Origin of the sequence: Streptococcus mitis subsp. hohhotensis (assembly GCF_000722775.1) — a bacterium.
In the GTDB taxonomy this organism is placed as follows: Bacteria; Bacillota; Bacilli; order Lactobacillales; family Streptococcaceae; genus Streptococcus; species Streptococcus carlssonii.
The window spans coordinates 108,596-130,933 of the sequence record NZ_JPFZ01000010.1; the positions used below are offsets into that span (position 1 = coordinate 108,596).

Genomic DNA, 22,338 nt, shown 5'->3' on the forward strand with positions numbered 1-22,338 from the left:
CAGTTCCTTCCTAATCCGATATCTTGCGAAATTGACTGATGAAGAATCCATCACTTCCATACAATTCAGGTGTAATGAGGATACAGCCGTCTTTCATGATATCCTTACATTCATGTTCTAGTTTTACCTGCTCGAACTCAGGATGACTTTCTAAAAACGCCTCAACGACTTGAAAATTCTCCTCTGAGACAATAGTACAGGTACTATAAGTTATTATACCACCTTTGCGTAGTGTTTGACAAACACTACCTAATATTTCTAGCTGAATTTCCTGTAAGGGCGCGAAATCTGCCGTTTCTTTATTGTATTTGATGTCTGGTTTTCGTCGCAGAAGACCGATTCCTGAACAGGGAGCATCCACCAAAATCTTATCAAAAGAATCCTGACCAAAAAACTCATGCACCTTTCTGGCATCTAATTTTTGCCTTTGAATCCGATCTGCAACCCCTAGACGTTGGGCGTTTTCTTGGATTAAATCCAACTTGTGATCGTACAAGTCCAAAGCCGTAACCTGACCTGTCGTGAGATAAGAGGCTATATGGGCGGTTTTCCCACCCGGAGCCGCACAGGCATCTAGAACCTGCTCATCACCTTGTAAATCAAGCGTCGGAGCAACCAGCTGACTGGACTCGTCTTGGATGGTAATGGCTCCATCTGCAAACAAATCATGGCCTGCAAAATGCCCCTGCTCCTTAACCAGACCAGAAACAGACAAGGACGAATCACTAGCCTCCAACAAGGCTTTGATTTCCTCTTTTCGACTTAAATCAGTCACTCGAATGCTGGCCTTGTTTCGCACCAAAAGGCTTTCAAAAATAGCTTGCGCTCGCTCTTCTCCGTATTCTTCCTTGAGCTTGGCAACTAGCCAAACCGGAAGGGAATAGGCTATGGAGTCACGCTTGTTTTTTCGTTTGATGCTGGCAATATCTGGCCAGCCTTCACGCAAGATACGGCGAAGGACAGCGTTGACCAATTTTTCACTGCCTTTTTTACGGACTTTGGCCAATTCTACTGCTTCATTGACCACAGCATGGTCTGGAATTTTATCCAAATAGCGGAGTTGGTAGGCACTCATGAGAAGAAGGACATAGAGCCAACTGTCTAACTGGTCTCTGTCTTCGATAAAGTGTGATAGGTACCATTCCAGAGTCAGTTTACGGGCTACTGTTCCATAGACTAGCTCGGTCACCAAGCCCTTGTCTGCTGCCGAAAGTTGACTTCCCTTGAGGTGTTTATTTAAGGCGATATTTGAGTATGCTTGATTGATAAAGACATCTTCTAATACCGCTAGGGCTAAACTTCTAGCCGTTTCTACTTTAGTCACCAAATCGTTCTCCTACAGTCAATGTACGTCCAACTCCGTTGAGGAAGGAAGCAATGTCCATCTTAGGTTTACCAGCCGGCTGCACTTGTTTGAGGGATAGAGCCCCTTCTGCCGTTGCGACAATCAATTCTTTCTTGCCGATAGAGAGGATTTCTCCTGGATTTCCCTGACCTTCTACAGCTAGAGCTTCATAAATCTTAAAGCGGTCGCCCTTAAGGAAAGTATGGGCAACAGGCCACGGGTTCATCCCACGGATCTGGTTAAAGAGTTGACGATTGCTTTTGTTCCAGTCCAGTTTTTCTTCTTCTGGCTTGATATTTGGCGAGAAAGTAACCTGACTTGGATCCTGTGGTTCAGGTTTGATGTCACCAGCAATGTAGGCAGGCAAAGTGTCCAAAAGCAAATCGCGACCAACAAGAGCTAATTTCTCAAACAAGGTGCCAACATTGTCCTCATCCGTGATTGGAATACTACGACGAGAAATCATATCCCCTGCATCCATTTCCTTAACCATTTCCATAATGGTTACACCAGCTTCCTCATCCCCTTGAATCAAGGCATAATGGATTGGCGCGCCACCACGATGTTTAGGAAGAAGAGAAGCGTGAACATTGACCGCAAAGTCCATGCTATCAAGGAGTTTACTTGGGAGAAACTGCCCAAATGCAGCAGTCACAATTCCATCTGCTCCTAGCTGCATAATAGTTTCCATCTCTGGACTTCCAGATAGTTTTTCAGGTTGGTAGATAGGAAGTCCTGCTTCCTTGGCAGCCTGCTTGACTGGGGTTTCTTGGATAACTTTTTTGCGTCCGACAGCACGGTCTGGCTGGGTCACAACGGCTAGAATTTCGTAACGCTCATCTGTCAAAATCCCTTTTAAAACTGTTGCTGAAAAGTCGGGTGTCCCCATAAAGATTAATTTTGTCATATCTTCTCCTTCTTATAAAAATTGCTGTGGCTCATGGTCAATGCTGAGACGGAGCTCACTATTTTCCCGTTCTTGAGTCAAGGCCAAGACCTGGTTGAGAGTCGGCCCCAACTCATCTTCTAAACGGTATTTAATTAAAATCTGGTAATGATAGAGGTTGTGGGTACGGGCAATGGGTTTGGGCGTTGGCCCCAGAATGTGACTGGTCTCTGACAAGCCTGATCGCAAAATGTTCATAACTTCATAGGCACGTTTGACAACCTCTTCTTCTTTCTTGTGAGAAAGGGTAATGCCAATGGTGAAATAGTAAGGTGGATAGCCAAGTTGTCGTCTGATTCCCATTTCATAAGCGTAAAAGCCTTCGTAGTCCTGATCCTTGGCAAATCGAATAGCGTAGTGCTGAGGATTGTAAGACTGAATCAAGACCTGCCCAGCTTTTTCAGCTCGGCCTGCCCGGCCTGCAACCTGAGTCAAGAGCTGGAAGGTTCTCTCAGAAGAACGGAAATCAGGCAGATTCAAGGCCGTATCCGCATTTAGAACTCCGACTAGAGTTACATTGGGAAAATCCAATCCCTTGGCAATCATCTGAGTACCTAGTAAAATATCCGCTTCCCCTTGTCCAAACTGGTCAAGCAGAGCTTGGTGACTACCTTTCTTGCGCGTTGTATCCACATCCATGCGCAAAATACGTGCCTGAGGAAAGAGTTCTGCCAGCTCGTCATAAGCCTTCTGTGTTCCCGTCCCATAGTAACGAATACTGCGACTCTTACAGTTGGGGCAAACATGAGGAATATCCTTCGAAAAACCACAATAATGGCAGTTCATGGTCTTAGTATCCATGTGCAAGGTCAGGGAAATGTCACAGTTAGGACAAGTATCCACCGTCCCACACTCCCGACACATGACAAAGCTAGAATAACCACGGCGATTGAGCATAAGAACCACCTGCTCTTTTTTAGCCAGACGGTCTTGAATGGATTCTAGCAAAGGGGGCGTAAAGTTTGACGTCTCATTTTGTCCGATATAGTCCCGAAAATCAATCACTTGAACCTCAGGGATCCTAGCTAAGGGATTAGCCCGTTGGGTCAGACGTAAATGTTGATAGACGCCTTTTCCAGCTCGAGCACGGCTTTCTAGACTAGGAGTTGCTGAACCAAGTACCAGAGCTGCTTGATTATACTGAGACCGTAAAATAGCAACCTCTCTGGCATGGTAACGGGGATTGCTGTCCTGCTTATAAGTCACTTCATGCTCTTCATCAATAATCATGACACCCAGATTTTTCAGCGGAGCAAAGATGGCGGATCTGGCACCCACAACAACTTGAGCATCGCCACGCTCCACCTTGCGCCATTCATCATACTTTTCACCATTGGATAGGCCTGAGTGAAGAATGGCCACTTTCTCACCAAAACGAGCTATAAAACGCTCCGTCATCTGCGGAGTCAAAGAAATCTCAGGCACCAGTAAAATAGCTGTCTTGCCCTTGTCCAAGGCCCCTTGGATAATCTGCAAGTAAACCTCGGTCTTCCCACTTCCTGTAATCCCTTGAAGGAGGAAGGGAGGCTGATGACTGCCAATCGCACTGACAACCGCATCACGCGCCTGTCTTTGCTCTGGATTCAACTCCAAAGGTCTACTTGCTTCAATTCCTTCAAAATAAGCAGCCGAGCGTTGCACTTCCTTTTGGACTATGGTAACAGCACCTTGTTCCACAAAGAAATTTACTTGCTCTCGCGAATAGGACTCTAACAAACTAGCCAAGGAAGCACTCTCAGGATGAGAAAGCAAATAGTCTCTCAGTTCTAACTTTTTCTTGGCGCGTGCAGATATTTCAACACCTTCTAATTGAGCAAGATTCACCTCATACCAAGACTGGGTCTTGACCTTCTTTTGATCGACAGCCTGATATTCCAGACCAAGCAGGCCTTTTCTAGTCAAACGCATCATTTCAGCTTGCTTACCTAAATCTAGAGAAGAAAAGGCAAGTGAATCTTCTGAACCAAACAAGCGCTCTCGGTCTTCCTGACTTAGGCCTTCCAGAGGATAGAGAATCTTGTCATAGCTGGAGTTTAGAAATCCCGGTAACATAGCCTTGAGGATAGAGATTTTATAGGAAAAGACGGACTTGCGGAGCTCTTCAGCTAGCCAGAGTTGTTCTTGGATGAGAACAGGTGAAAAATCCAACACCTCGGCAACATCTTTTAAATCTTGCTCCATCTCTTCTTCATCTGGTTGGGACTCCAAACCAAGAACAATCCCTTGAATCAGGCGATTGCCCTTACCAAAAGGCACATGAACCCGCATCCCAACTTCCAGCATTCCCTCGAATTCCTTAGGAATCCTGTAACTATAGGGCTGGTCTGTCTGCATTAAGGGCACATCTACGATAATCTTGGCTATAGCCATCTTCTCACCTCCTCCTTTTAAGTCCATTCTTGCAATAGAAAAAATAAGATTGAGTCCCCCCAACCTTAAATTTTTTCACCATCTTCTTTTTCTTTAGCGATTTGCTCTTTGATTTTCTTTTCTTCTTCTTCTTTGCGGCGTTTTTCTTCTTCAATACGGCGACGCACTGCTTCACGTTTCCCTTCTGGGTCTGGATGAATTGTAACGTTTCCTGATTCGATTTCTTCTAAAGCGCGAAGAGTTGATTTTTCAGACTTGAAACCTTGAGTTGCTGGCGCACCTGCTTCCAATTCGTGGGCACGTTTTGCTTCCAAGATTACGAGTGAATATTTTGATGGAACCTTGTCGAGCAAGGTATCAATAGAGGGTTTTAACATCATTTGCTTATACCTATTTTCTAAATTTTATCGAGTAGTTGGAGATTTTGGTAACATCTCCTGATAGTGACCAATGACACGATCCACACGGAAGTGCTCTGCTTCGATCACACGTTTGACACGCTCAGCAGCTAGGGGCACCTGATCGTTGACAATCGCATAATCATACTCACGCATGAGGGCAATTTCTTCCTTGGCTTTTTCGATTCGTTGGGCAATCACTTCTGCACTGTCTGTTCCACGTCCTACCAAACGATCTTGCAATTCATCCAAATCTGGTGGTGTCAGGAAGATAAAGACAGCATCTGGAACCTTTTTCTTGACCTGAAGAGCGCCCTGAACCTCAATTTCAAGGAAAACATCGATTCCCTTGTCCAAGGTTTCATTGACATAGGTCAGAGGAGTTCCATAGTAGTTGCCGACATATTCTGCGTATTCCAACATCTGTCCTTGACGAATCAGCTCTTCAAACTCTTCACGAGTGCGGAAGAAATAGTCAACACCGTCCACTTCTCCAGGACGTTGTGCGCGTGTCGTCATCGATACAGAGTATTGAAATTGGTTTTCAGAACTCTCAAAAATCTCTCTTCTAACCGTTCCTTTGCCAACCCCTGAAGGACCAGAAAAAACGATTAGTAAGCCTCGGTCTGCCATTGTGTCTCCTTTTAGTCAGTCTGTGAAATAACATTTCTCTAGAATAATGGCAAAAAGCCAAATTATCCTTTACAGTCTTTCTATCTAGTGTAACAAAAAAGCAGTAATTTTTCAACTGCTCTTTCTTATTTATTTAGCATAATCTACTGCACGAAGCTCGCGAATCACGGTTACCTTGATATTTCCTGGGTAATCGAGATTGTTTTCAATTTTCTCGCGAACTTTGTGAGCCAAGATTGTGACTTTGTCGTCCTTGATTTGTCCTGGATTGACCATGATACGGATTTCACGTCCTGCTTGAAGGGCAAAGCTAGTTTGTACTCCTTCAAAGCCGTTAGCAATTTCTTCCAAATCATGAAGACGCTTGATGTAGCTTTCAAGAGACTCACTACGAGCACCTGGACGGGCTGCACTCAAGGCATCTGCTGCAGCAACGATAACTGCAATGACGCTCTCAGCTTCAACATCTCCGTGGTGACTAGCAATCGTATTGACCACAACTGGATGTTCCTTGTACTTACGGGCCAATTCCATACCGATTTCAACGTGGCTACCTTCAACCTCGCGGTCAATAGCTTTCCCGATATCGTGAAGGAATCCAGCACGACGGGCAAGAGCCGCATTTTCACCAAGCTCGCTCGCCATAATACCAGCTAACTTAGCAACCTCAATCGAATGACGCAAGACATTTTGTCCATAAGAAGTACGGAATTGCAAACGTCCCATAATCTTCATCAAGTCAGGGTGAAGGTTTGGCGCACCAATCTCATAGGCTGCGGCCTCACCGTATTCACGGATCTTATTGTCAATCTCTTGACGGTTTTTCTCAACCAACTCTTCGATACGAGCTGGGTGGATACGACCATCCTTGAGCAACATTTCCATAGTCATACGAGCAATCTCACGACGAATCGGGTCAAAACCTGACAAGGTCACCACTTCTGGTGTATCGTCGATAATCACATCAACCCCTGTCAAACTTTCAAAGGTACGAATATTACGACCTTCACGACCAATAATGCGTCCCTTCATAGTATCGTCTGGCAGATGAACCGTTGAGTTTGTTGACTCCGCTACATATTCACCAGCGATACGTTGCATAGCTTGAACCAAGATGTCCTTGGCCATTTTATCAGAACGTTCCTTGACCTCTTGCTCAGCTTCACGAATACGGCTGGCAATCTCCTTGGTCAAGTTTTCCTCTGTCTGAGCCAAGATAATATCTCGTGCTTCTGCCTGAGACAGAGCACCAATACGCTCTAGCTCTGCTTCTTTTTGTCTTTCGACTTCCTCTAATTGCTCTTCACGCGCATCAAGGTTTTTCGCTCTATCAGAAATACTTTGTTCTTTTTGTTCAAGTGTTTGTTCTTTACTCGTCAAATTGTCGTCCTTACGGTCGAGGCTAGTAGCTCTCTCTGTCAAACGACTTTCGATTTGTTTGAGTTCTTGACGTTCTGATTTGAATTCAGCGTCCACTTCTTCACGGTATTTTCTGGCTTCTTCTTTGGCCTCCAATAGTGCTTCTTTTTTAAGAGACTTGCTTTCACGCTTGGCTTCATTAACAAGTAAATCTGCTTCACGCTCAGCTTGTCCACGTAAATTAGTTGCTTCTTGTTCAGCATTTAAAAGCATCAACTCCGCAGCTTCCTGAGATGATTTCATCTTGGCTGAGATGCTGACATATCCAATGACTAAACCAATGATGACGGCAAAAACAGCAATCGCAATCGACATGATTTCCATGTTTTTACCTCATTTTATTGTTATTCCGAATGACATACATTCTTTTACATTCTACCATAAAAAAGTGATTTTCACAAACCTAAAATAGAATATGTTTTGGGGAATTTTAGGACTACAGTTTCTTGAATTTTTGAGGAGATAATTCATTGTCACTATCAAAAAGTTCCGCAGAATCTCTACAGCTATGGATTATCTGGTGCCGTGCCGAATAGTGTTCCGCTAGATTTAAACATTTTTACTTTCAAATCTTTGAAAACTCACTTTGAGAAATCACAGCGTATCTTCAAGGTCAAATTTGTCACAACTTAACAATTTTTACTTAGTTGTATCAATTTATTTCTTAAATATTAGTTTGTCCTCTTCTAGAGCTTTTAAAATATACTCATTAATCAATTTATTATCTTCTTCATTTTTTGAAAAATAAGTTTTAATATTATTGGGAGTTCTATGTTCTAATAGACGATGGATAACATCATCACTTCTATCATGGAACCAGGTCCAATCTACTTCAGGATAAAGACCTAGAATATCTTCTTCAATATCTTTTAAAATCTTAAAATCAGAAAAATATCCTTTTCTACTTAAGTTATATAAATCTGATACAGATTTTTCTCTTGGGTCTGGGAAAGTTTTAACCCCCTCATCTCTTTTATCATTAATTCTTTTAATCAAATGATGGTAGATTTTATTTTGTATCTGAGGAAAATCATAGACATTCGAACTCATCAGATCAATTACTTTGTGGTAAATAATGTTCTCTGATTGTTCATAGACTTTTAGAATATCCAGAATATCATCTTTAACATCCTCTTCAAAATACTTAAAAAAGTGGCATATCAAATCAGAATATTCTACAATTCTTTTTACATCATCATTTTTATATTTTATTCTTAAAATATCTGTATTAAATTTTTCGAGTACTATTATTGCAGTTTCCTGTTCAGTTGAGCAATATTCTAGTAACCGTGAATAGAGTGGGTACACTGAATTATATAAAGAAAAATTTTTCTCCAATATTTCATTTAAATGTTTATTTACAGTCCCAATTATCTTAGATTTCAATGAATCTTTATCAATAGCATCCATATTAGCGAGGACATTTTTAATAAGTCCCTTAACTTCCTCGCTCCAATTATAATACAGTGTCTGAGTATTTAAAATATCTATTACTCTTTCTATGTCAATATCATCAACAAGAGGAAGAAAAGTTAGTATATTTTTAAGTTCTCGAAGTTTTTCATCCTCAGTAATTTTAAGACTTTCTTGCAGATGAGTAATTCGATTCAACAAATATTCTTTTGCTTCCTCAGTAACTTTTATTTTGCCAAATGAATAGTTTCTAAAATATAAATTTACAACCTTAAAATCTATACTCGGCAGAATTAATTGGACATCATCCAAATCAAGATTTTTAAGCCAAGAGGCTGTTCTATCAAAAACACTTGCCTCAGGTTTGATATATGAATTATCATAACTGAGTAATAATATTTCTAAATATCTATTAATGATTGATTTATAAATCTTATAATGTTCAACACATAAACAATTTAATTTTAAAAAGTTATAAAGATTTTTTACTGTAAACTCCGCATTAAAGAGATGATTATTTTCAGACCACCCTCCTCTTCTATAGTTTTCATGCTCTTCACGAATTTCATCAAATAATTCATTAATAGTTTCTAATTTTTTATATAAAAAATTGAGACTAAGGATTGAATCTCTAAAAAATTCTATAATCTTTTTCTCATCTCCAGTAACCGAGTTAATAATTTGTTCTGTTAATTCGTTTAATTCTCCATCATAAAGTGGCTCTGCATAACTAGGTGTTTTTTCGTATCTATCAATTATTTGAATTTGCTGAAAATTAAATTCACAAACTAAAAAATTAAAATAGTCTTTCTGACGAAATGCTATATTAGCTAGTTCTCTAAATTTTGCTTTTGCTAAGGAATATTGTTTTTCTTCATACAACTTAAAAGCCTTACTTAAGAATCGATTACCCTTTAAATCTCTAGGCTCACCAATCTCCATATCTAGAAAGCGGTTTAATAAAGATTTTTTAGATACCATAATTCGTAATTCTTCATGACCATCAATTTCAAATCTTGATTGATCATTTCCAAACCAGCAATACTCATCATCCCAGTTTAAAGCCCTTTTCTTTAAATCAGAATATCTAGAAAAATCTTTCGCATCAATAAAACTAAGTCTATCTAAAAAAGCCAGTTGATTCCATAAATCATCAGCATTATTTACATCTTGACTTCGGTTTTCTGATAGAACCTCTAAAAAATATTTTGTCCTGCAATACAATTTGTTCTGTTTTTCTGATGTCTCCTGACCTAGATTCTCTTCATTAGAGATAATGAAAATTCCTTGCTTCTTATAATACTCTCGAATGATCATAGACGGTTCCTCGGGAGTATAAAAATAAGCATTTTTAGCATCCAATTTAAATGTATTTTGAATCATTCTAAAAATTGAATTAAAAGTCGAATCACTTAGAGAATACCCCACAAACAATAGAGTATGATTCATTATCAATGACTGGATTAAAGTAGAAATCATTGGGAAGTTCAAATGATAGTCTGAATAATCATCTTCTTTCAAAACAATATTTTTCTTACTGAAGTCACCATGCATTTTAATCAAGTATCTTTCCGAACTCGTATAGGGGATGTCTTTATCTTCAGCTACTACATTGTACTTTAACAAGCCACTTTCAAATTGACTCTCCAGAAGTGAATCATAGTTTGTCGTAATAATATGTTTTGGTGCAATTTTTTCTATTAATTTATGTAACTCATTTGGTTTACTCAATCCCTTCTTAAAGAAAATTTCTTCTATCTTCTTTGTGTACTGATTTTTCCCAAAAGTATCATAATAATACTGAGCAATTCTCAGTGGACTATCTGTTCTTTCTTCTGGTATGTCCAATTCTTTTTTTAATGATTGAATCAATTCTCCCCAAGTTGGTAGATTAGAATTAGCTGATATTCCTGCACCAACAAACAAAACTAAGGAATTTTCTTTAATAGAATTCTTTATTTGAGTTATAGATAAATTATAATTTTCTTCCATATTTGAACCATCCTATCATTAGTTTGTATGACATAAATACAAATTATCCTTCGAAATTTTCTTCTTTTCTGTTATATAATCATAAATAAGAGTTTATCATTGTTTATAAATATAAAAATTTGTTTGTCTTTTATATTCAATTATGATTTTTAATATTAACAATTCTCTTCATTATACCACAAGATAAGAGCTATAAAGCGGATTCAAGGGACAAGAACCTAGTTATTATACTAAAATTTTTCACTGGCTTTTTAACTTATGAAATCTGTCATTTTCCAATCAACTTTATCTTTAATTTATTAGCTAAAATTTAAAAATAAAAAGCCCACCTTTCAGTAGACTTAGTAATGATCTTTGAAAGACAAGAAAGCCACGCTATCTCCATCCATCATATAAATCAAGCGATTTTCTGCGTCAATACGACGTGACCAGGCTCCTTGGTAGTCATACTTGAGTGGTTCTGGCTTACCTATTCCTGTAAATGGATCGCGTTGAATATCCTTGATTAGCATGTTGATTCTTTTTAGGGTTTTCTTATCCTGAGTTTGCCAGTAGCAATAATCTGCCCAGGCATCTTCTGTAAACTTGAGCAGCATTTCTTACTCCTCAATAACATGGACCTGAGTACTTCCAGCACGAACTTGAGTCATTCCTCGCAAAACCTTGTCTGATAACTCCTTATTTTGAGCGATTCTCAGGGTTTCTTGAATACTATCCCACTCACTCTTTGAAAGGACTACAATGTCCTCATCTGGATTTTTATTGACCACCGTCAAAGGTTCAAACTCATCGTTTACCTTCTTCATGTAGTCTTTTAAATGATTTCGGAATGTTGAGTAAAGAACTGCTTCCATAACCATACCTCATTTTACCTCTTTTCCACTATTATACACGAAAAGAAAGAAATTGTCAGGAACTTGTACAAGATTTTCTTTTCTATCTATTTATTCGTAAAAAATCTCAAAAAGCCTACTTTGCAGTAGACTTAGTTCTTTTCTATTCTAACCGGCACTCTGCCAAAATTCTGCTCTTCTATACTTGGCTTTCCTAGTTGGTAAATCTGGTCTGCCTTTTGAGTCATGGCATCCCAGGGTTCTTTGCCAATTCGGCTGACTAGATTGACCTGCCCTTTCAGAGACTTAAGATGCTGCCTGCCTTTTTCGGTAAATCCAAGGACATGAATCCCTTCTGGCAAATCACTTTCTCTTGCCTGTACTAAGATATAGGTCAAGAGGCGTCTGACACGCGCCTTGGTGTAACGTTTGGTCGCAACCGCTTCTACCAATTCTTCCACAGACTGGGCTGTCTTGATGGCATCCTTGATGCGCACTGCCATTTCTTGATTGACCTGATAAATGGTGGTTAGTTCTGGATTTGACAAGATTTGGTATCGGAGCAAGGGAAAATAGTCATCCCAGCTCACCTTACTAGCCTGCTCAAAAAGGGCAACAGAAGGCATAAAGCATTCTAAGAAATCTTGGTCATTCTGGTGCTGACGAAGGGCTGTCGCCGAGGCAAAGTCCACATCCTTGTCCACAGAATGGTAACCAGCACCCTGACGCTGAATCGGATGCAACTTGATGTTTCGTCCAGCAACTGCTTTGACATATGCAAGAGCAAGAACATGGTTGGGCGTATTGCCTGAAAAATCAAGACCAGCAAATTCCTTCCACATAGCTTGGGTTTTCTGGGGATAGGAAAGAGAATCAGGCAGATTTTCCACAAATTTCTCCATCTCAACACCTTGCTCTGTGTATAAATCAGCAGTTTTTTGATAATCCAGAACTTCCTCTGTACCAAAAGCTAGAGTATCAATGCCCAAACGCGCCAAGATATCCACAGCCCCTTGGGCGAAAAAATCCGCCGCCTGAACACTGACTAAAAAGGGCAATTCCACCACCAGATCCGCTCCATTTTCTAGCGCCATCTGGGCCCGTGTCCACTTATCCACAATTGCAGGCTCGCCTCTCTGCATGAAATTCCCAGACATGGCAACGATTTTCAGTCCCTCAGCCTGCTCCAGTAGGTATTTATGCCCATTATGAAAAGGATTGAACTCCGCGATAATACCTGTAATGGTCATGGTAATCTCCTACTTCTGAGCGACAAAAAACCAACGGGTGCTAGTTTCTGTTGGCTCCTTGTCCTCAAAGTCGGCATAGAGTTTGAAGGATTTGAAACCAGCCTGTTCCAGCAAAATATCATAGGTCAGGACCTCATAAGTCCGCTCCTCATGCACTTCATCGTGGCGACTAAAGGAGCCGTCAGCCTCCTTGATAAAGAAAGTCAGCTCATGGACGATGGAGTGAGGTGCTGCATCCTCATAGGTATCCCAAAGCATAGCGAAGTCTTCTGCATTTTCATGGTAGGAATAGCCTGGAAAAACTTCGTCTGTCTGGTAGGTCGAATGCACATCAAAGATGAAGATGCCATCTTCGTTGAGAGCATTATAGACTTCTTTAAAAACGTCCCCGACTTCCACCTCATCCTGCATGTAGCAGATTGAGTCCGAATAACAGGTGACAAAATCATATTTACCCACCTTAGACAAATCCAGCATATTGCCTTCCATAAAATCAATCTTTTGTTTGGCTGAAGAAGCTCTCTTCTCGGCAATCTTCAACATATCAGCACTCAAGTCCAGGCCAGTCACATCAAAACCAGCTTGAGAAAAGCGAACAGACTGGATACCTGTCCCACAAGCCAATTCCAAGAGTTTCTTTCTCTCCTTAGTTTTTGGCAAGTGACGCAGAGAAAAATCCGTCCATTTATCGTATAAACTATCGTCCATGACTTCATCATAGACCGCCGCAAAGGTTTCATAAGTTGCCATAATCATGATACCAAGAGCCTCCATGGCAAACACCACTCGCTCTTTACCTTTCTATCAATTTTTTCTAAAATAAGCAAATAAAACCCAGTTGACTACAACTGAGTTCATCTTCTAAGCAAGAGCTTCTGAAATATCTACTGAATTCGCCTCATGCCATAGTTTTTCTAGGTTATAGTGGGCACGCATTTCTTCTGAGAAGATATGCACAACGACAGCGCCTAGGTCCAGCAAGACCCAACCTCCAGCTGCATCACCTTCGACATGGCTACCTTTAAAGCCTGCTTGGGCTACTTTTTCACGGATATTATCAGCGATAGCATCCAACTGACGGCTATTCATTGAGCTAGTGATAACAAAGTAGTCCGTCACGCTGGTCAATTCTTGTACGTCAAGTGCGAGGATATCCTCCGCACGTTTCTCATCAGCCGCTTTCACGACTAGTTCTAGTAATTCTTTTTCGTTCATTTAGTCCTCTTTCTAGAAAATATGTTTGTAATCTAGGACATCTGCAAAGCGCCCCTCCCAAATGCCCTCATAAAATTCATTTATCGTTTCTGCTGGAATGTCATCCCCATCAAAGGTTGTGACAGCACCTTCTGGAATAATCAGCTTATAGCCATATTCAAAGGCAACCTTGACAGAGGTATCCACACAATATTCTGTCTGCATACCACATAAAACTAATTTGTCAATCCCCTGTTTATCCAAGTATTCTTTTAAGCCAGTTTCTTTGAAAATACTGTTATACTTCTTCTGAAAGACCTTTTCATCAGTTTTTCGATTTAAAAGCGCAGATAACTGCCAATCTTCTGATGTTTGAGCTTCAGAGTTCTCAATATGTTGAACATAGATAATTTCAATATTCTTGCTTCTAGCCTGGTTTTGTAAATAAGAAATTTTTTCCAATAGACTTTTTGTCTGGAACCCAGTTTCTACTAAAACATTCTGAACATCAATGATTATAAAAGCCGTCTTCATTTAGTCCTCTTTCAAATAGTGCACAAAGGCGTTATAGGTTTCAAGGGTTTGGGGATAGATAGGGAATCCCTGATGAGCTAGATGCTCCACAGTGCGAGCTGTCTCATAAGCTACTGCCTTATTAAGTGACAAACTTGCAATCTCACGTGCCACATCCACTCCTGGAAAGGCACGATTGTGTTCAATATAGTCTGCGACATAGACAACCTTATCTAAGTCTGTCATCTGGTCAGCCCCGACTGTATGGATTTCAATAGCTCGCAGGATTTCCGGATCATGCAAATCCAAGTCTTCTTGAATCTTGTAAATTCCAACCATACCATGCCAGACATTATTACCCCAGTTTTTGAGGTCAGGGTCTAGCTGATATCGGTCAATCAAGTCTAGAAATTCCTGATCTGACAACTTCTTAGCATAGTCATGAAGAAGGCCTGCTAGACCTGCTTTCTCGACATCAACTCCAAATCGTTGGGCTAGTTCAATGGCTGCACGCTCCACACCCAAGCAATGGGTTAAGCGCTTTTCAGGAAGAAGCTCTGCCATTTTTTTCAACAAAGCCTCACGAGAGCAGTTGATATAGTCTTGATAGGCCATCAGTAAAGCCCCTCCTTCTCGATATAGGCTAGCACCGGCTGAGGTAGGAGAAAGTTGGGTTTTCGTCCTTGGGCAAGGAAGTCACGCACCATGCTGGATGAGATATCCATGAGAGGCACATCCACCCAGATAACGGGATAGGAAGTTCCAGCCTTGTAGCGTGGACGCTGAACCCCCACAAACTGAACCATGTCGACCAGTTCATCAATTCGGTACCACTTGGGCAGATAGTCCACCATGTCGGCACCGATGATAAAATAATAATCTGTATCTGGATTCTTCTCAGTTAGAAGCTTCATGGTGTCGTAGGTGTAAGAAATGCCCTTGCGCTCCAACTCAATGGTTTCAATGGCTAGTCCTTCAATCCCCTCAATCGCCAATTCAAGCATCTTGAGACGATGGTGCTCAGGGATGGTTTCCTTTTTATCTACGTGAGGAGGTTGGTACTCAGGCATGAGCAGAACCTGATCCAGTCCCAACTGTTGCCGCACTTGGTCCGCAACGATCAGATGGGCATTGTGAACAGGGTTAAAATTCCCCCCTAAAATCCCGACTTGTTTGCGTTTTTTCTCCTTGATTTCTGGCTCCAACTCTACCTTGGTAAAGGGAGTCAATAATTCGATTGCCATAGGCTAGTCTCCTTTATTTCTCTGTAAAAACAGTTATTTGGAGTAGTTTTTTAGATTTCTTTGACTTTTTTAGAAATCTTGCGATTTTCTTTCTTACTGGATTGTTTAAACAAAATCAAGATGCGTCCGATTTTTTGGACTGTATCCACACCGATTTCTTCTTCCAAGATTTCAGCTACTTCGTGGATGTTTTCATCAGTGTTTTGTAAGAGCGTTACTTTAATCAATTCGCGGGCGTCAAGAGCTTGACGGACGCTGGTTTTGATTTGGTCGTTAAGGCCATTTTTCCCGATTTGGATGATGGGTTTGAGGGTGTGTGCCTGGCTGTTGAGGAAGGCACGTTGTTTTGATGTTAGTGACATAATTTCTTTAAAAGAGTTTCTTTTTATACTTTTCTGAAGTGGTGACGGACGTCAGCAAAGTCCTTCGGACTTTCATGACTAAAATTTGAGCCTAAGGTCTCAAATTTTCCGCAGTTGGTACAATCACTTGTACCAACTGACACCACAGCGAAAAGTATTCGTTATGGGCTCGCAAGGCTCGCCCGAATTCAGATAACCCTTTCCTTTCTGTGTTTAAATAATCGCTTTTCGTGTGACGACGGCGACGCCTTCTGGTGCCCAGACGGCGACTTTTGCGGTGCCTGTTACGCGGATCCAGCCTAGGCCTGAGATGACTAGGTCTGTCTTGTCCTTGATGTTAAATACATGTTGGACCAATTTGGGAAAATCTTCTTTTTCCTTGCTATTTGGCGGTGTTAGAAGAGTTCCAACGTGCTTATCATAAAATGCACTAGCGCCTTCAAGCTTGGTACGATGGAGTTTGAGTTCATTATCAAAGAAGGCTGTGAAACCTTGCTTCTCACCTGCAATGAAGTCAAAGCGTCCCAAACCACCTAAAAACAGGGTTTGTTCAGGATTGAGCTGATAGGTCTTAGGCTTGATCTCCTTTTTAGGGCTAACATACTTGAGGTTTTTGGCCGTCAAGTAGTGGGCCATCTGGTGGCGGTGGATGATTCCTGGCGTATCGTAGATATAAGAACCATCATCAAGCGGAATCTCGATTTTGTCCAAGGTCGTCCCTGGGAAGCGTGACGTCGTAATGACATTCTGGTCACCCGTGATTTCTTGGATAATAGCATTGATGAGGGTTGATTTTCCAACGTTGGTTACACCAACCACATAGACATCACGACCCTTACGGTAGTGTTCAATCTTGTCAATGACTTCCTTAATGGCATGTTTGTTTTGTGCTGAAGTTAGGACGACATCGACTGGACGAAGTCCTTCTTCGTGGGCACGTTCCATGAGCCACTGGCTAATCTTGCCTGGTTTAACAGACTTGGGCAGGATATCTTTTTTATTTCCCACCAAGAGGACATCATTGCCCGAGACAAAACGTGGTAAGCCTGGGATGACAGAGCCATTAAAGTCAAAGATATCAATAACATTAACCACTAAGGCATCACTGTCTCCTACCTCGTGCAAGAGCTTGAGGAAATCATCGTCCGTCAACTGGACATCCGTGATTTCATTGTAGTGACGGAGACGGAAACAGCGTTGGCAATAGACTTCGCCAGTCTCCAAACCTTTTTCAAGTGCCGACTGGGGAGTAAATCCAAGACCAGCCTTGTCTGTCGTCTGAATGGTTGCTCCACAACCAATACAGAGAATTTCTTCCATAGTTAAATTCCTTTTTTATATGTAATCGGTCCGTACTTTTCAGTGATTTTTCGCATCACACGACGCTCACGAGCTCGGTTAATCTGCGTTTTGATCGAGTCATGTTGGACCAAGGGTTTGACTAAAATCGAGCGAATGCCTGCACGGTGGGCTGCTCGTATATCTGTCATGAGCTGGTCACCAACCATGACCACTTCGCTTTTCTCATAGTGGAATTCCTTCATGGCACGATCAATCCCAAATGTGAAGGGCTTCAGAGCCCAATAAACGTAATCAATTCCAAACTTCTCAACTGCTCGTTGGACGCGTTTCTTAGTGTTATTTGAGACCACGATAATGCGAATGCCCGCGTCCCGAAGATCATGTAGCCATTGCTTCATCTCTGGCGTCCCGTCAGGATTGTTCCAAGCTATGAGGGTATTGTCCAAATCGACCAAAACAGCCTTGATTCCCTGCGCCTGCAGGCTTGGGACTGTCAGATCATAGACTGCTTCCACAGCAAAATCTGGCATGTAATTTTCAATCGCCATTCTGGCTCCTTTTCTTAACTTTTTTTCGCAATTTTCCTTAGCAACAACGACAGGACAATCCACAACCCAGCACTAGCCAAACTGATGTAGAGCCAAGCATGGGGCTCATCTGTTAAAGGTAGGGGAACATTCATTCCGAAAAAGCCTGTCACTACTGCCAAAACCGCTAGCAAGACTGAAATGATGGTCAAGGTTGTCAAATTATCATTCAGATTATTGTTTAGGATGTTGTTGTAAGATGCTGATAGTTGTTGGAGGACTTGAGAAATCAAGTCTGTCATGGATACCAGCTGATGAGCCTCAATCATGGCATCATCAAACTGTTCTCTCTCAATCTCGTTAAAACTGCGATAGAGGGCATGCCCTTGGATATGTTCCAGCAACATGCGATTTTGCTTGGCAGCCGCAGTAAGATAAACCATACCAGTTTCCAAGTCGGAAAGTGCAAAGAGGTTTTTCTTAGTCGTCCGCTGGCGCAAGAGGCCATTGACCTCATCCTTACTCTTGTCCATCTGCTCGATGACAGGGTAGTAGGCATTGCTGATGATTTCCAGACTGGCAAAGAGAAACTTGTAAATCGAAAGCGTGTCATGACTCTCCAGATAACGGGTCATCTGTTCAATGACATAGGCGTTCTTGGTATTACTAATGGTAATCAGGCGACGATGTTCCACGATAAAGGTCATGGGAAAGGCTTCGTAGTAGGCCTTATCCTTTTTCAAGTTCAAGACATTGTAGATAAAGGTCACAGTCCCATTTTCGCGGTGATAATCCATGTGGGCACGCTCATTCCTATCCAGTGCGTACTCAATGGTTTCCTTGTCCAAACCGTAGATTTCAGAAAGGTCCTCTAGTTTTTTCAACTTGTCCAAATCTAGGTTAATCCAGGTACAACCATTGCCCAACTGTTTTTCTAAAAACATCTTCTCTCCTTTACCAAACTCTTTCTATTGTACCATAAATCTGCTAAAATTTCAGGCCTGGTCTGTCCGAGAGAAATTGCTGACGACGGTGATATTCCGATTGGGAACGAAGTGCAGAACCTGATCTTCTCCTCTGAGTTGCGTTGTTCGAATGCCGACGCTGACGACCTTGCCCGATACAGTAATAGGACCATTTGTCAAAACAACCTCATCTCCCACATCCAGTTGACGTTCAAAGAGGATGAAAAAGCCATTGATGACATCAGACAGAAAACCTTGGGCTCCCATCCCAATAGCCACCCCAGCAATCCCAGCACCTGCCAGCAAACTAGAAACTGGCAAACCTAAAATCGACAAAATGCAGTAAAGTAAAAAGAAATAAAGGGTATAATTAAACACATTTTCTAACAGACGTGAGATGGTTTTCTGACGCCCGACATCATGACGAGACATTTTTAGAGAAGGTTTAACAATTCTCTGCACCATGGTATGAAGTAGCTTTTTAGCTATATAAAAGAGTAAAAATAAGAATAAAAGAGAAAGTAGCTTGGTTAAGATATTCTCGATAATCGTTGTTATATCAAGCTTATTGAGATAGGTTTGAATAAATTCTTGCATAGAAAACTCCTTTCATTTATTATACCATACTTTCATAAAGTGTCATTCTCCATAAATATTCAAAAATAATTTCAAAAATAGACAGAAAATTCTTGATTTTAGTTCATATTTATACTATAATCATAAACATTACACAACAAAGGAGATTGTTATGAAAAAATTCATTCATGCTTGGAATAAGGCAAGCCTAATCAAACGTATCTTGATTGGCATGCTTATTGGAGGAACCCTAGGACTGACACTTCCTAACATTTCAGGAATTGGCCTGCTAGGAGATCTCTTTGTTGGTGGCCTTAAAGCCATCGCACCGATTCTGGTCTTTGCCCTCGTTGCCAATGCCCTTTCCCAACATCAAAAGGGACAAGATAGCAATATGAAAACCGTTATCTTCCTTTACTTGGTGGGAACCTTTGCCGCTGCCCTTATCGCTGTACTAGCAAGTTTCATCGTCCCTGTTGAAATTACCCTAAATAGCGCTAATACCGATATTGCTCCACCAGATGGGATTGGACAAGTCCTCAGCAACCTCTTGCTCAAACTGGTTGACAATCCAGTTAATGCCCTTGTCACAGCCAACTACATTGGTATCCTATCATGGGCAGTTGTTTTCGGGATTGCCATGAGAGAAGCCAGCAAAAATAGTAAAGAATTGCTGAAAACCATGGCTGATGTGACTTCTAAGATTGTCGAATGGATCATTAACCTAGCTCCATTTGGTATCCTTGGTCTTGTCTTCAAAACCATCTCTGATAAGGGAATCGGAAGCCTAGCCAACTACGGAATCTTACTTGCCCTCTTGGTGACAACCATGTTCTTTGTGGCCTTAGTAGTCAATCCATTGATTGCTTTCCTCTTTATGAAGAGAAACCCTTATCCCCTCGTTTGGAAATGTTTGCGTGTCAGCGGTGTGACAGCCTTCTTTACTCGTAGTTCTGCTGCCAACATCCCTGTCAACATGAAACTTTGCCACGACCTTGGACTGGATCCAGATACCTATTCTGTTTCTATCCCACTTGGTTCTACTATCAACATGGCCGGGGCAGCGATTACTATTAACGTTTTGACCCTTGCTGCAGTAAATACTTTGGGAATCCCTGTTGACTTTGCCACAGCCTTTGTCCTCAGTGTGGTAGCAGCTATCTCAGCCTGTGGTGCTTCTGGTATTGCCGGAGGATCCCTCCTTCTTATCCCAGTTGCTTGTAGCCTTTTCGGTATTTCTAACGATATTGCCATGCAAGTTGTCGGTGTTGGATTTGTGATTGGTGTCATCCAAGACTCATGTGAAACAGCCCTTAACTCTTCTACAGACGTCCTCTTTACTGCTGTTGCCGAATACGCAGCAGCCCGTAAAAAATAGCGCATAAAGACAAGCCTGCTCAGGTCTTGTCTTTTACGCTTTTATTCTAACTTACCAGGAAATTCTTATGTCTATTAGCCAACGTACGGCCAAGCTCATCTTAGCTACCTGTCTTGCCTGCCTTCTTGCTTATTTTCTCAATCTTTCCTCAGCTGTCTCGGCTGGAATCATCGCCCTCTTGAGCCTATCTGATACACGTAGAAGTACTTTAAAACTGGCCCGCAATCGGCTCTTTTCCATGCTTCTGGCTCTGGTTATCGGAGTTTTGGCTTTTCACTTGAGCGGATTTCATATCTGGAGCCTTGGCCTCTATCTTGCATTCTACGTTCCTCTAGCCTATATGATGGGCTGGGAAATTGGCATCACACCAAGCACGGTTTTGGTTAGCCATCTCTTGGTTCAAGAGTCAATCTCTCCAGACCTTCTAGTCAATGAATTTCTTCTCTTTGCAATCGGTACTGGATTTGCCTTGCTTGTTAATCTCTATATGCCTTCACGAGAAGAGGAAATCCAGCACTACCACACACTGGTGGAAGAAAAGTTAAAAGATATCCTCCTACGCTTCAAATATTATTTATCCAGAGGGGATGGACGTAACCGAGCACAGCTTGTGGAAGAATTAGACACTCTTTTGGAAGAAGCCCTCAGACTGGTCTATTTGGATCACTCAGACCACCTCTTTCACCAGACTGATTACCATATTCACTACTTTGAGATGAGACAGCGACAAAGTCGTATCCTGCGAAATATGGCCCAGCAAATCAACACCTGTCGCCTAGCTGCCAGTGAGAGCCTGATTTTGGCCCAACTCTTTTCAAAAATTGCAGGTCAACTGAGCCAGACAAATCCTGCTTCTGATTTGCTAGATGAAATTGAACGTTATTTGGAAATCTTCCGTAGCCGCAGTCTCCCCAAGACAAGAGAAGAATTTGAAACTCGCGCCACCCTTCTTCAACTCCTACGTGAAGCCAAAACCTTCATCCAAGTAAAAGTTGACTTTTATCAAAAATATGGACAGTAAAACTCTTCGAAAATCTCCTCAAACCACGTCAGCTTCACCTTGCCGTAGGTATGGTTACTGACTTCGTCAGTCTTATCTACAACCTCAAAACAGTGTTTTGAGCTGACTTCGTCACTTCTATCCACAAACTCAAAACAGTGTTTTGAGCAGCATCCGGCTAGCTTCCTAGTTTGCTCTTTGATTTTCATTGAGTATAAAAAAGAAAACTTCAGACCAATCACAAAAGGTGAATATCTGAAGTTTTCTTTTATTTGTAAGTTATCACCATGAAGGTTAATAGTAAAACGAATAGGGCCAAACTCACTAATAAAGTGAGAACCTTTACTAAGGTGTTGCTCTGCCAGTAACTTGGTTTACCAATATTACTAGTCGCATCCATGGAAAATAGTTGATTTTGACGGGGTTGTATAGTTACCAATACAATCAAAGCAAGAGATAGGATAATAGCTAAAACAATCAGTATTTCAATCATAGGTCTACCTCAAAATTCCCAGCAAAGTGAAGAGCAAACCAATCAGAATCATCAAACCCAGTAAGAGTGAAAAAGTTTTACTAATCTTTTCCCCTCGGGTTTCTTTTTCCTTCTTGATAGGTTTTTGTTTCAACTCTTCCATGCGACCTTCAACGTCTTTGTAAAATAAATCTTCGTCTGACATG

Annotated in this window: 25 protein-coding genes; 2 read left to right on the forward strand and 23 right to left on the reverse strand. The window is 41.4% G+C overall.

Translation table 11 applies throughout. The features are described from left to right. Positions 1-10: 10 nt before the first annotated feature. The 20 genes from rsmB to SK608_RS07970 form a co-directional block, all read right to left on the reverse strand. Entirely contained in the window at positions 11-1,324 is a 1,314-nt protein-coding gene (rsmB, locus tag SK608_RS07875) for a 16S rRNA (cytosine(967)-C(5))-methyltransferase RsmB (RefSeq protein WP_033678079.1), read from the reverse strand. Continuing rightward, positions 1,317-2,252: a methionyl-tRNA formyltransferase gene (gene fmt / locus SK608_RS07880; protein ID WP_033678002.1), complete on the reverse strand. Its 936-nt coding sequence runs from the start codon at positions 2,250-2,252 to the stop codon at positions 1,317-1,319. The genes rsmB and fmt overlap by 8 nt, the downstream gene beginning before the upstream one ends. A 12-nt stretch (positions 2,253-2,264) precedes the next feature. Then, positions 2,265-4,661 (reverse strand): primosomal protein N', encoded by a 2,397-nt coding sequence (locus SK608_RS07885; RefSeq protein ID WP_033678003.1) that lies wholly within the window; start codon positions 4,659-4,661, stop codon positions 2,265-2,267. Between the two features lie 65 nt (positions 4,662-4,726). Beyond that, positions 4,727-5,041 carry a DNA-directed RNA polymerase subunit omega gene (gene rpoZ, locus SK608_RS07890; RefSeq protein WP_000979235.1) on the reverse strand — a complete coding sequence of 105 codons (315 nt, stop codon included), beginning with the start codon at positions 5,039-5,041 and terminating at the stop codon, positions 4,727-4,729. A gap of 24 nt (positions 5,042-5,065) precedes the next feature. Beyond that, positions 5,066-5,692 carry a guanylate kinase gene (gene gmk / locus SK608_RS07895; RefSeq protein ID WP_000775041.1) on the reverse strand — a complete coding sequence of 209 codons (627 nt, stop codon included), beginning with the start codon at positions 5,690-5,692 and terminating at the stop codon, positions 5,066-5,068. Positions 5,693-5,821: 129 nt separating this feature from the next. Beyond that, positions 5,822-7,435, reverse strand: coding sequence for a ribonuclease Y (locus SK608_RS07900; RefSeq protein ID WP_033678004.1), 1,614 nt, complete (start codon positions 7,433-7,435; stop codon positions 5,822-5,824). Between the two features lie 333 nt (positions 7,436-7,768). Then, the gene (locus tag SK608_RS07905) at positions 7,769-10,516 is read right to left on the reverse strand and encodes an SIR2 family protein (protein WP_033678006.1); all 2,748 of its coding nucleotides are present in this window, start codon (positions 10,514-10,516) and stop codon (positions 7,769-7,771) included. 341 nt (positions 10,517-10,857) lie between these two features. Further along, positions 10,858-11,112, reverse strand: coding sequence for a Txe/YoeB family addiction module toxin (locus SK608_RS07910; protein ID WP_000924733.1), 255 nt, complete (start codon positions 11,110-11,112; stop codon positions 10,858-10,860). Between the two features lie 3 nt (positions 11,113-11,115). Beyond that, entirely contained in the window at positions 11,116-11,370 is a 255-nt protein-coding gene (locus tag SK608_RS07915) for a type II toxin-antitoxin system Phd/YefM family antitoxin (protein ID WP_000388574.1), read from the reverse strand. A 131-nt stretch (positions 11,371-11,501) separates the two neighbouring features. Beyond that, positions 11,502-12,599, reverse strand: coding sequence for a nucleotidyltransferase (locus SK608_RS07920; RefSeq protein WP_000156370.1), 1,098 nt, complete (start codon positions 12,597-12,599; stop codon positions 11,502-11,504). A 9-nt stretch (positions 12,600-12,608) separates the two neighbouring features. After that, entirely contained in the window at positions 12,609-13,349 is a 741-nt protein-coding gene (locus SK608_RS07925; RefSeq protein WP_033678081.1) for a class I SAM-dependent DNA methyltransferase, read from the reverse strand. A 111-nt stretch (positions 13,350-13,460) separates the two neighbouring features. Then, positions 13,461-13,814, reverse strand: a complete 354-nt coding sequence (rsfS, locus tag SK608_RS07930; protein ID WP_001003029.1) for a ribosome silencing factor — start codon at positions 13,812-13,814, stop codon at positions 13,461-13,463. A 12-nt stretch (positions 13,815-13,826) separates the two neighbouring features. After that, entirely contained in the window at positions 13,827-14,327 is a 501-nt protein-coding gene (locus tag SK608_RS07935; protein ID WP_033678011.1) for a cysteine hydrolase family protein, read from the reverse strand. Next, positions 14,328-14,921, reverse strand: a complete 594-nt coding sequence (yqeK, locus tag SK608_RS07940) for a bis(5'-nucleosyl)-tetraphosphatase (symmetrical) YqeK (protein WP_033678015.1) — start codon at positions 14,919-14,921, stop codon at positions 14,328-14,330. Beyond that, positions 14,921-15,550 carry a nicotinate-nucleotide adenylyltransferase gene (locus SK608_RS07945; RefSeq protein WP_033678017.1) on the reverse strand — a complete coding sequence of 210 codons (630 nt, stop codon included), beginning with the start codon at positions 15,548-15,550 and terminating at the stop codon, positions 14,921-14,923. Before SK608_RS07945 ends, yqeK begins: the two co-directional genes overlap by 1 nt. Before the next feature lie 50 nt (positions 15,551-15,600). Then, positions 15,601-15,912: a ribosome assembly RNA-binding protein YhbY gene (gene yhbY / locus SK608_RS07950; protein ID WP_000060169.1), complete on the reverse strand. Its 312-nt coding sequence runs from the start codon at positions 15,910-15,912 to the stop codon at positions 15,601-15,603. A 213-nt stretch (positions 15,913-16,125) separates the two neighbouring features. Further along, positions 16,126-17,232, reverse strand: coding sequence for a ribosome biogenesis GTPase YqeH (gene yqeH / locus SK608_RS07955; RefSeq protein ID WP_033678020.1), 1,107 nt, complete (start codon positions 17,230-17,232; stop codon positions 16,126-16,128). Positions 17,233-17,234: 2 nt separating this feature from the next. After that, the gene (locus SK608_RS07960) at positions 17,235-17,762 is read right to left on the reverse strand and encodes a YqeG family HAD IIIA-type phosphatase (RefSeq protein ID WP_000963748.1); all 528 of its coding nucleotides are present in this window, start codon (positions 17,760-17,762) and stop codon (positions 17,235-17,237) included. A gap of 14 nt (positions 17,763-17,776) precedes the next feature. Further along, positions 17,777-18,685 carry a magnesium transporter CorA family protein gene (locus tag SK608_RS07965; protein WP_033678022.1) on the reverse strand — a complete coding sequence of 303 codons (909 nt, stop codon included), beginning with the start codon at positions 18,683-18,685 and terminating at the stop codon, positions 17,777-17,779. A 51-nt stretch (positions 18,686-18,736) separates the two neighbouring features. Continuing rightward, positions 18,737-19,303 (reverse strand): mechanosensitive ion channel family protein, encoded by a 567-nt coding sequence (locus SK608_RS07970; protein ID WP_033678024.1) that lies wholly within the window; start codon positions 19,301-19,303, stop codon positions 18,737-18,739. A gap of 151 nt (positions 19,304-19,454) precedes the next feature. Here SK608_RS07970 and sstT point away from each other — a divergent pair, with 151 nt between their 5' ends. Together sstT and SK608_RS07980 are read left to right on the forward strand one after the other, a co-directional pair. Continuing rightward, the gene (gene sstT / locus SK608_RS07975) at positions 19,455-20,660 is read left to right on the forward strand and encodes a serine/threonine transporter SstT (RefSeq protein WP_033678026.1); all 1,206 of its coding nucleotides are present in this window, start codon (positions 19,455-19,457) and stop codon (positions 20,658-20,660) included. A gap of 67 nt (positions 20,661-20,727) precedes the next feature. Next, on the forward strand, positions 20,728-21,681 hold the full coding sequence (locus tag SK608_RS07980; RefSeq protein ID WP_033678028.1) for an aromatic acid exporter family protein: 954 nt from the start codon (positions 20,728-20,730) through the stop codon (positions 21,679-21,681). Here the strand turns inward: SK608_RS07980 and SK608_RS11780 are convergent. The 3 genes from SK608_RS11780 to asp4 are packed head-to-tail and all read right to left on the reverse strand — an operon-like array spanning position 21,663 to position 22,337. Then, on the reverse strand, positions 21,663-21,869 hold the full coding sequence (locus SK608_RS11780; protein WP_023943574.1) for a hypothetical protein: 207 nt from the start codon (positions 21,867-21,869) through the stop codon (positions 21,663-21,665). The two genes, SK608_RS07980 and SK608_RS11780, sit on opposite strands and share 19 nt — an antisense overlap. Before the next feature lie 59 nt (positions 21,870-21,928). Beyond that, a complete protein-coding gene (asp5, locus tag SK608_RS07990) occupies positions 21,929-22,153 on the reverse strand; it encodes an accessory Sec system protein Asp5 (protein ID WP_000569970.1) in 225 nt (74 codons plus the stop codon). Positions 22,154-22,157: 4 nt separating this feature from the next. After that, on the reverse strand, positions 22,158-22,337 hold the full coding sequence (gene asp4 / locus SK608_RS07995) for an accessory Sec system protein Asp4 (protein WP_001278708.1): 180 nt from the start codon (positions 22,335-22,337) through the stop codon (positions 22,158-22,160). Position 22,338 lies beyond the last annotated feature (1 nt).

Bases quoted from the DNA above. Each gene is read 5' to 3' on its own strand.
- fmt (WP_033678002.1), bottom strand. From the start codon at position 2,252: ATGACAAAATTAATCTTTATGGGGACACCCGACTTTTCAGCAACAGTT.
- SK608_RS07885 (WP_033678003.1), bottom strand. From the start codon at position 4,661: ATGGCTATAGCCAAGATTATCGTAGATGTGCCCTTAATGCAGACAGAC.
- rpoZ (WP_000979235.1), bottom strand. From the start codon at position 5,041: ATGATGTTAAAACCCTCTATTGATACCTTGCTCGACAAGGTTCCATCA.
- gmk (WP_000775041.1), bottom strand. From the start codon at position 5,692: ATGGCAGACCGAGGCTTACTAATCGTTTTTTCTGGTCCTTCAGGGGTT.
- SK608_RS07900 (WP_033678004.1), bottom strand. From the start codon at position 7,435: ATGGAAATCATGTCGATTGCGATTGCTGTTTTTGCCGTCATCATTGGT.
- SK608_RS07905 (WP_033678006.1), bottom strand. From the start codon at position 10,516: ATGGAAGAAAATTATAATTTATCTATAACTCAAATAAAGAATTCTATT.
- SK608_RS07910 (WP_000924733.1), bottom strand. From the start codon at position 11,112: ATGCTGCTCAAGTTTACAGAAGATGCCTGGGCAGATTATTGCTACTGG.
- SK608_RS07915 (WP_000388574.1), bottom strand. From the start codon at position 11,370: ATGGAAGCAGTTCTTTACTCAACATTCCGAAATCATTTAAAAGACTAC.
- SK608_RS07920 (WP_000156370.1), bottom strand. From the start codon at position 12,599: ATGACCATTACAGGTATTATCGCGGAGTTCAATCCTTTTCATAATGGG.
- SK608_RS07925 (WP_033678081.1), bottom strand. From the start codon at position 13,349: ATGGCAACTTATGAAACCTTTGCGGCGGTCTATGATGAAGTCATGGAC.
- rsfS (WP_001003029.1), bottom strand. From the start codon at position 13,814: ATGAACGAAAAAGAATTACTAGAACTAGTCGTGAAAGCGGCTGATGAG.
- SK608_RS07935 (WP_033678011.1), bottom strand. From the start codon at position 14,327: ATGAAGACGGCTTTTATAATCATTGATGTTCAGAATGTTTTAGTAGAA.
- yqeK (WP_033678015.1), bottom strand. From the start codon at position 14,921: ATGGCCTATCAAGACTATATCAACTGCTCTCGTGAGGCTTTGTTGAAA.
- SK608_RS07945 (WP_033678017.1), bottom strand. From the start codon at position 15,550: ATGGCAATCGAATTATTGACTCCCTTTACCAAGGTAGAGTTGGAGCCA.
- yhbY (WP_000060169.1), bottom strand. From the start codon at position 15,912: ATGTCACTAACATCAAAACAACGTGCCTTCCTCAACAGCCAGGCACAC.
- yqeH (WP_033678020.1), bottom strand. From the start codon at position 17,232: ATGGAAGAAATTCTCTGTATTGGTTGTGGAGCAACCATTCAGACGACA.
- SK608_RS07960 (WP_000963748.1), bottom strand. From the start codon at position 17,762: ATGGCGATTGAAAATTACATGCCAGATTTTGCTGTGGAAGCAGTCTAT.
- SK608_RS07965 (WP_033678022.1), bottom strand. From the start codon at position 18,685: ATGTTTTTAGAAAAACAGTTGGGCAATGGTTGTACCTGGATTAACCTA.
- SK608_RS07970 (WP_033678024.1), bottom strand. From the start codon at position 19,303: ATGCAAGAATTTATTCAAACCTATCTCAATAAGCTTGATATAACAACG.
- sstT (WP_033678026.1), top strand. From the start codon at position 19,455: ATGAAAAAATTCATTCATGCTTGGAATAAGGCAAGCCTAATCAAACGT.
- SK608_RS07980 (WP_033678028.1), top strand. From the start codon at position 20,728: ATGTCTATTAGCCAACGTACGGCCAAGCTCATCTTAGCTACCTGTCTT.
- SK608_RS11780 (WP_023943574.1), bottom strand. From the start codon at position 21,869: ATGAAAATCAAAGAGCAAACTAGGAAGCTAGCCGGATGCTGCTCAAAA.
- asp5 (WP_000569970.1), bottom strand. From the start codon at position 22,153: ATGATTGAAATACTGATTGTTTTAGCTATTATCCTATCTCTTGCTTTG.
- asp4 (WP_001278708.1), bottom strand. From the start codon at position 22,337: ATGTCAGACGAAGATTTATTTTACAAAGACGTTGAAGGTCGCATGGAA.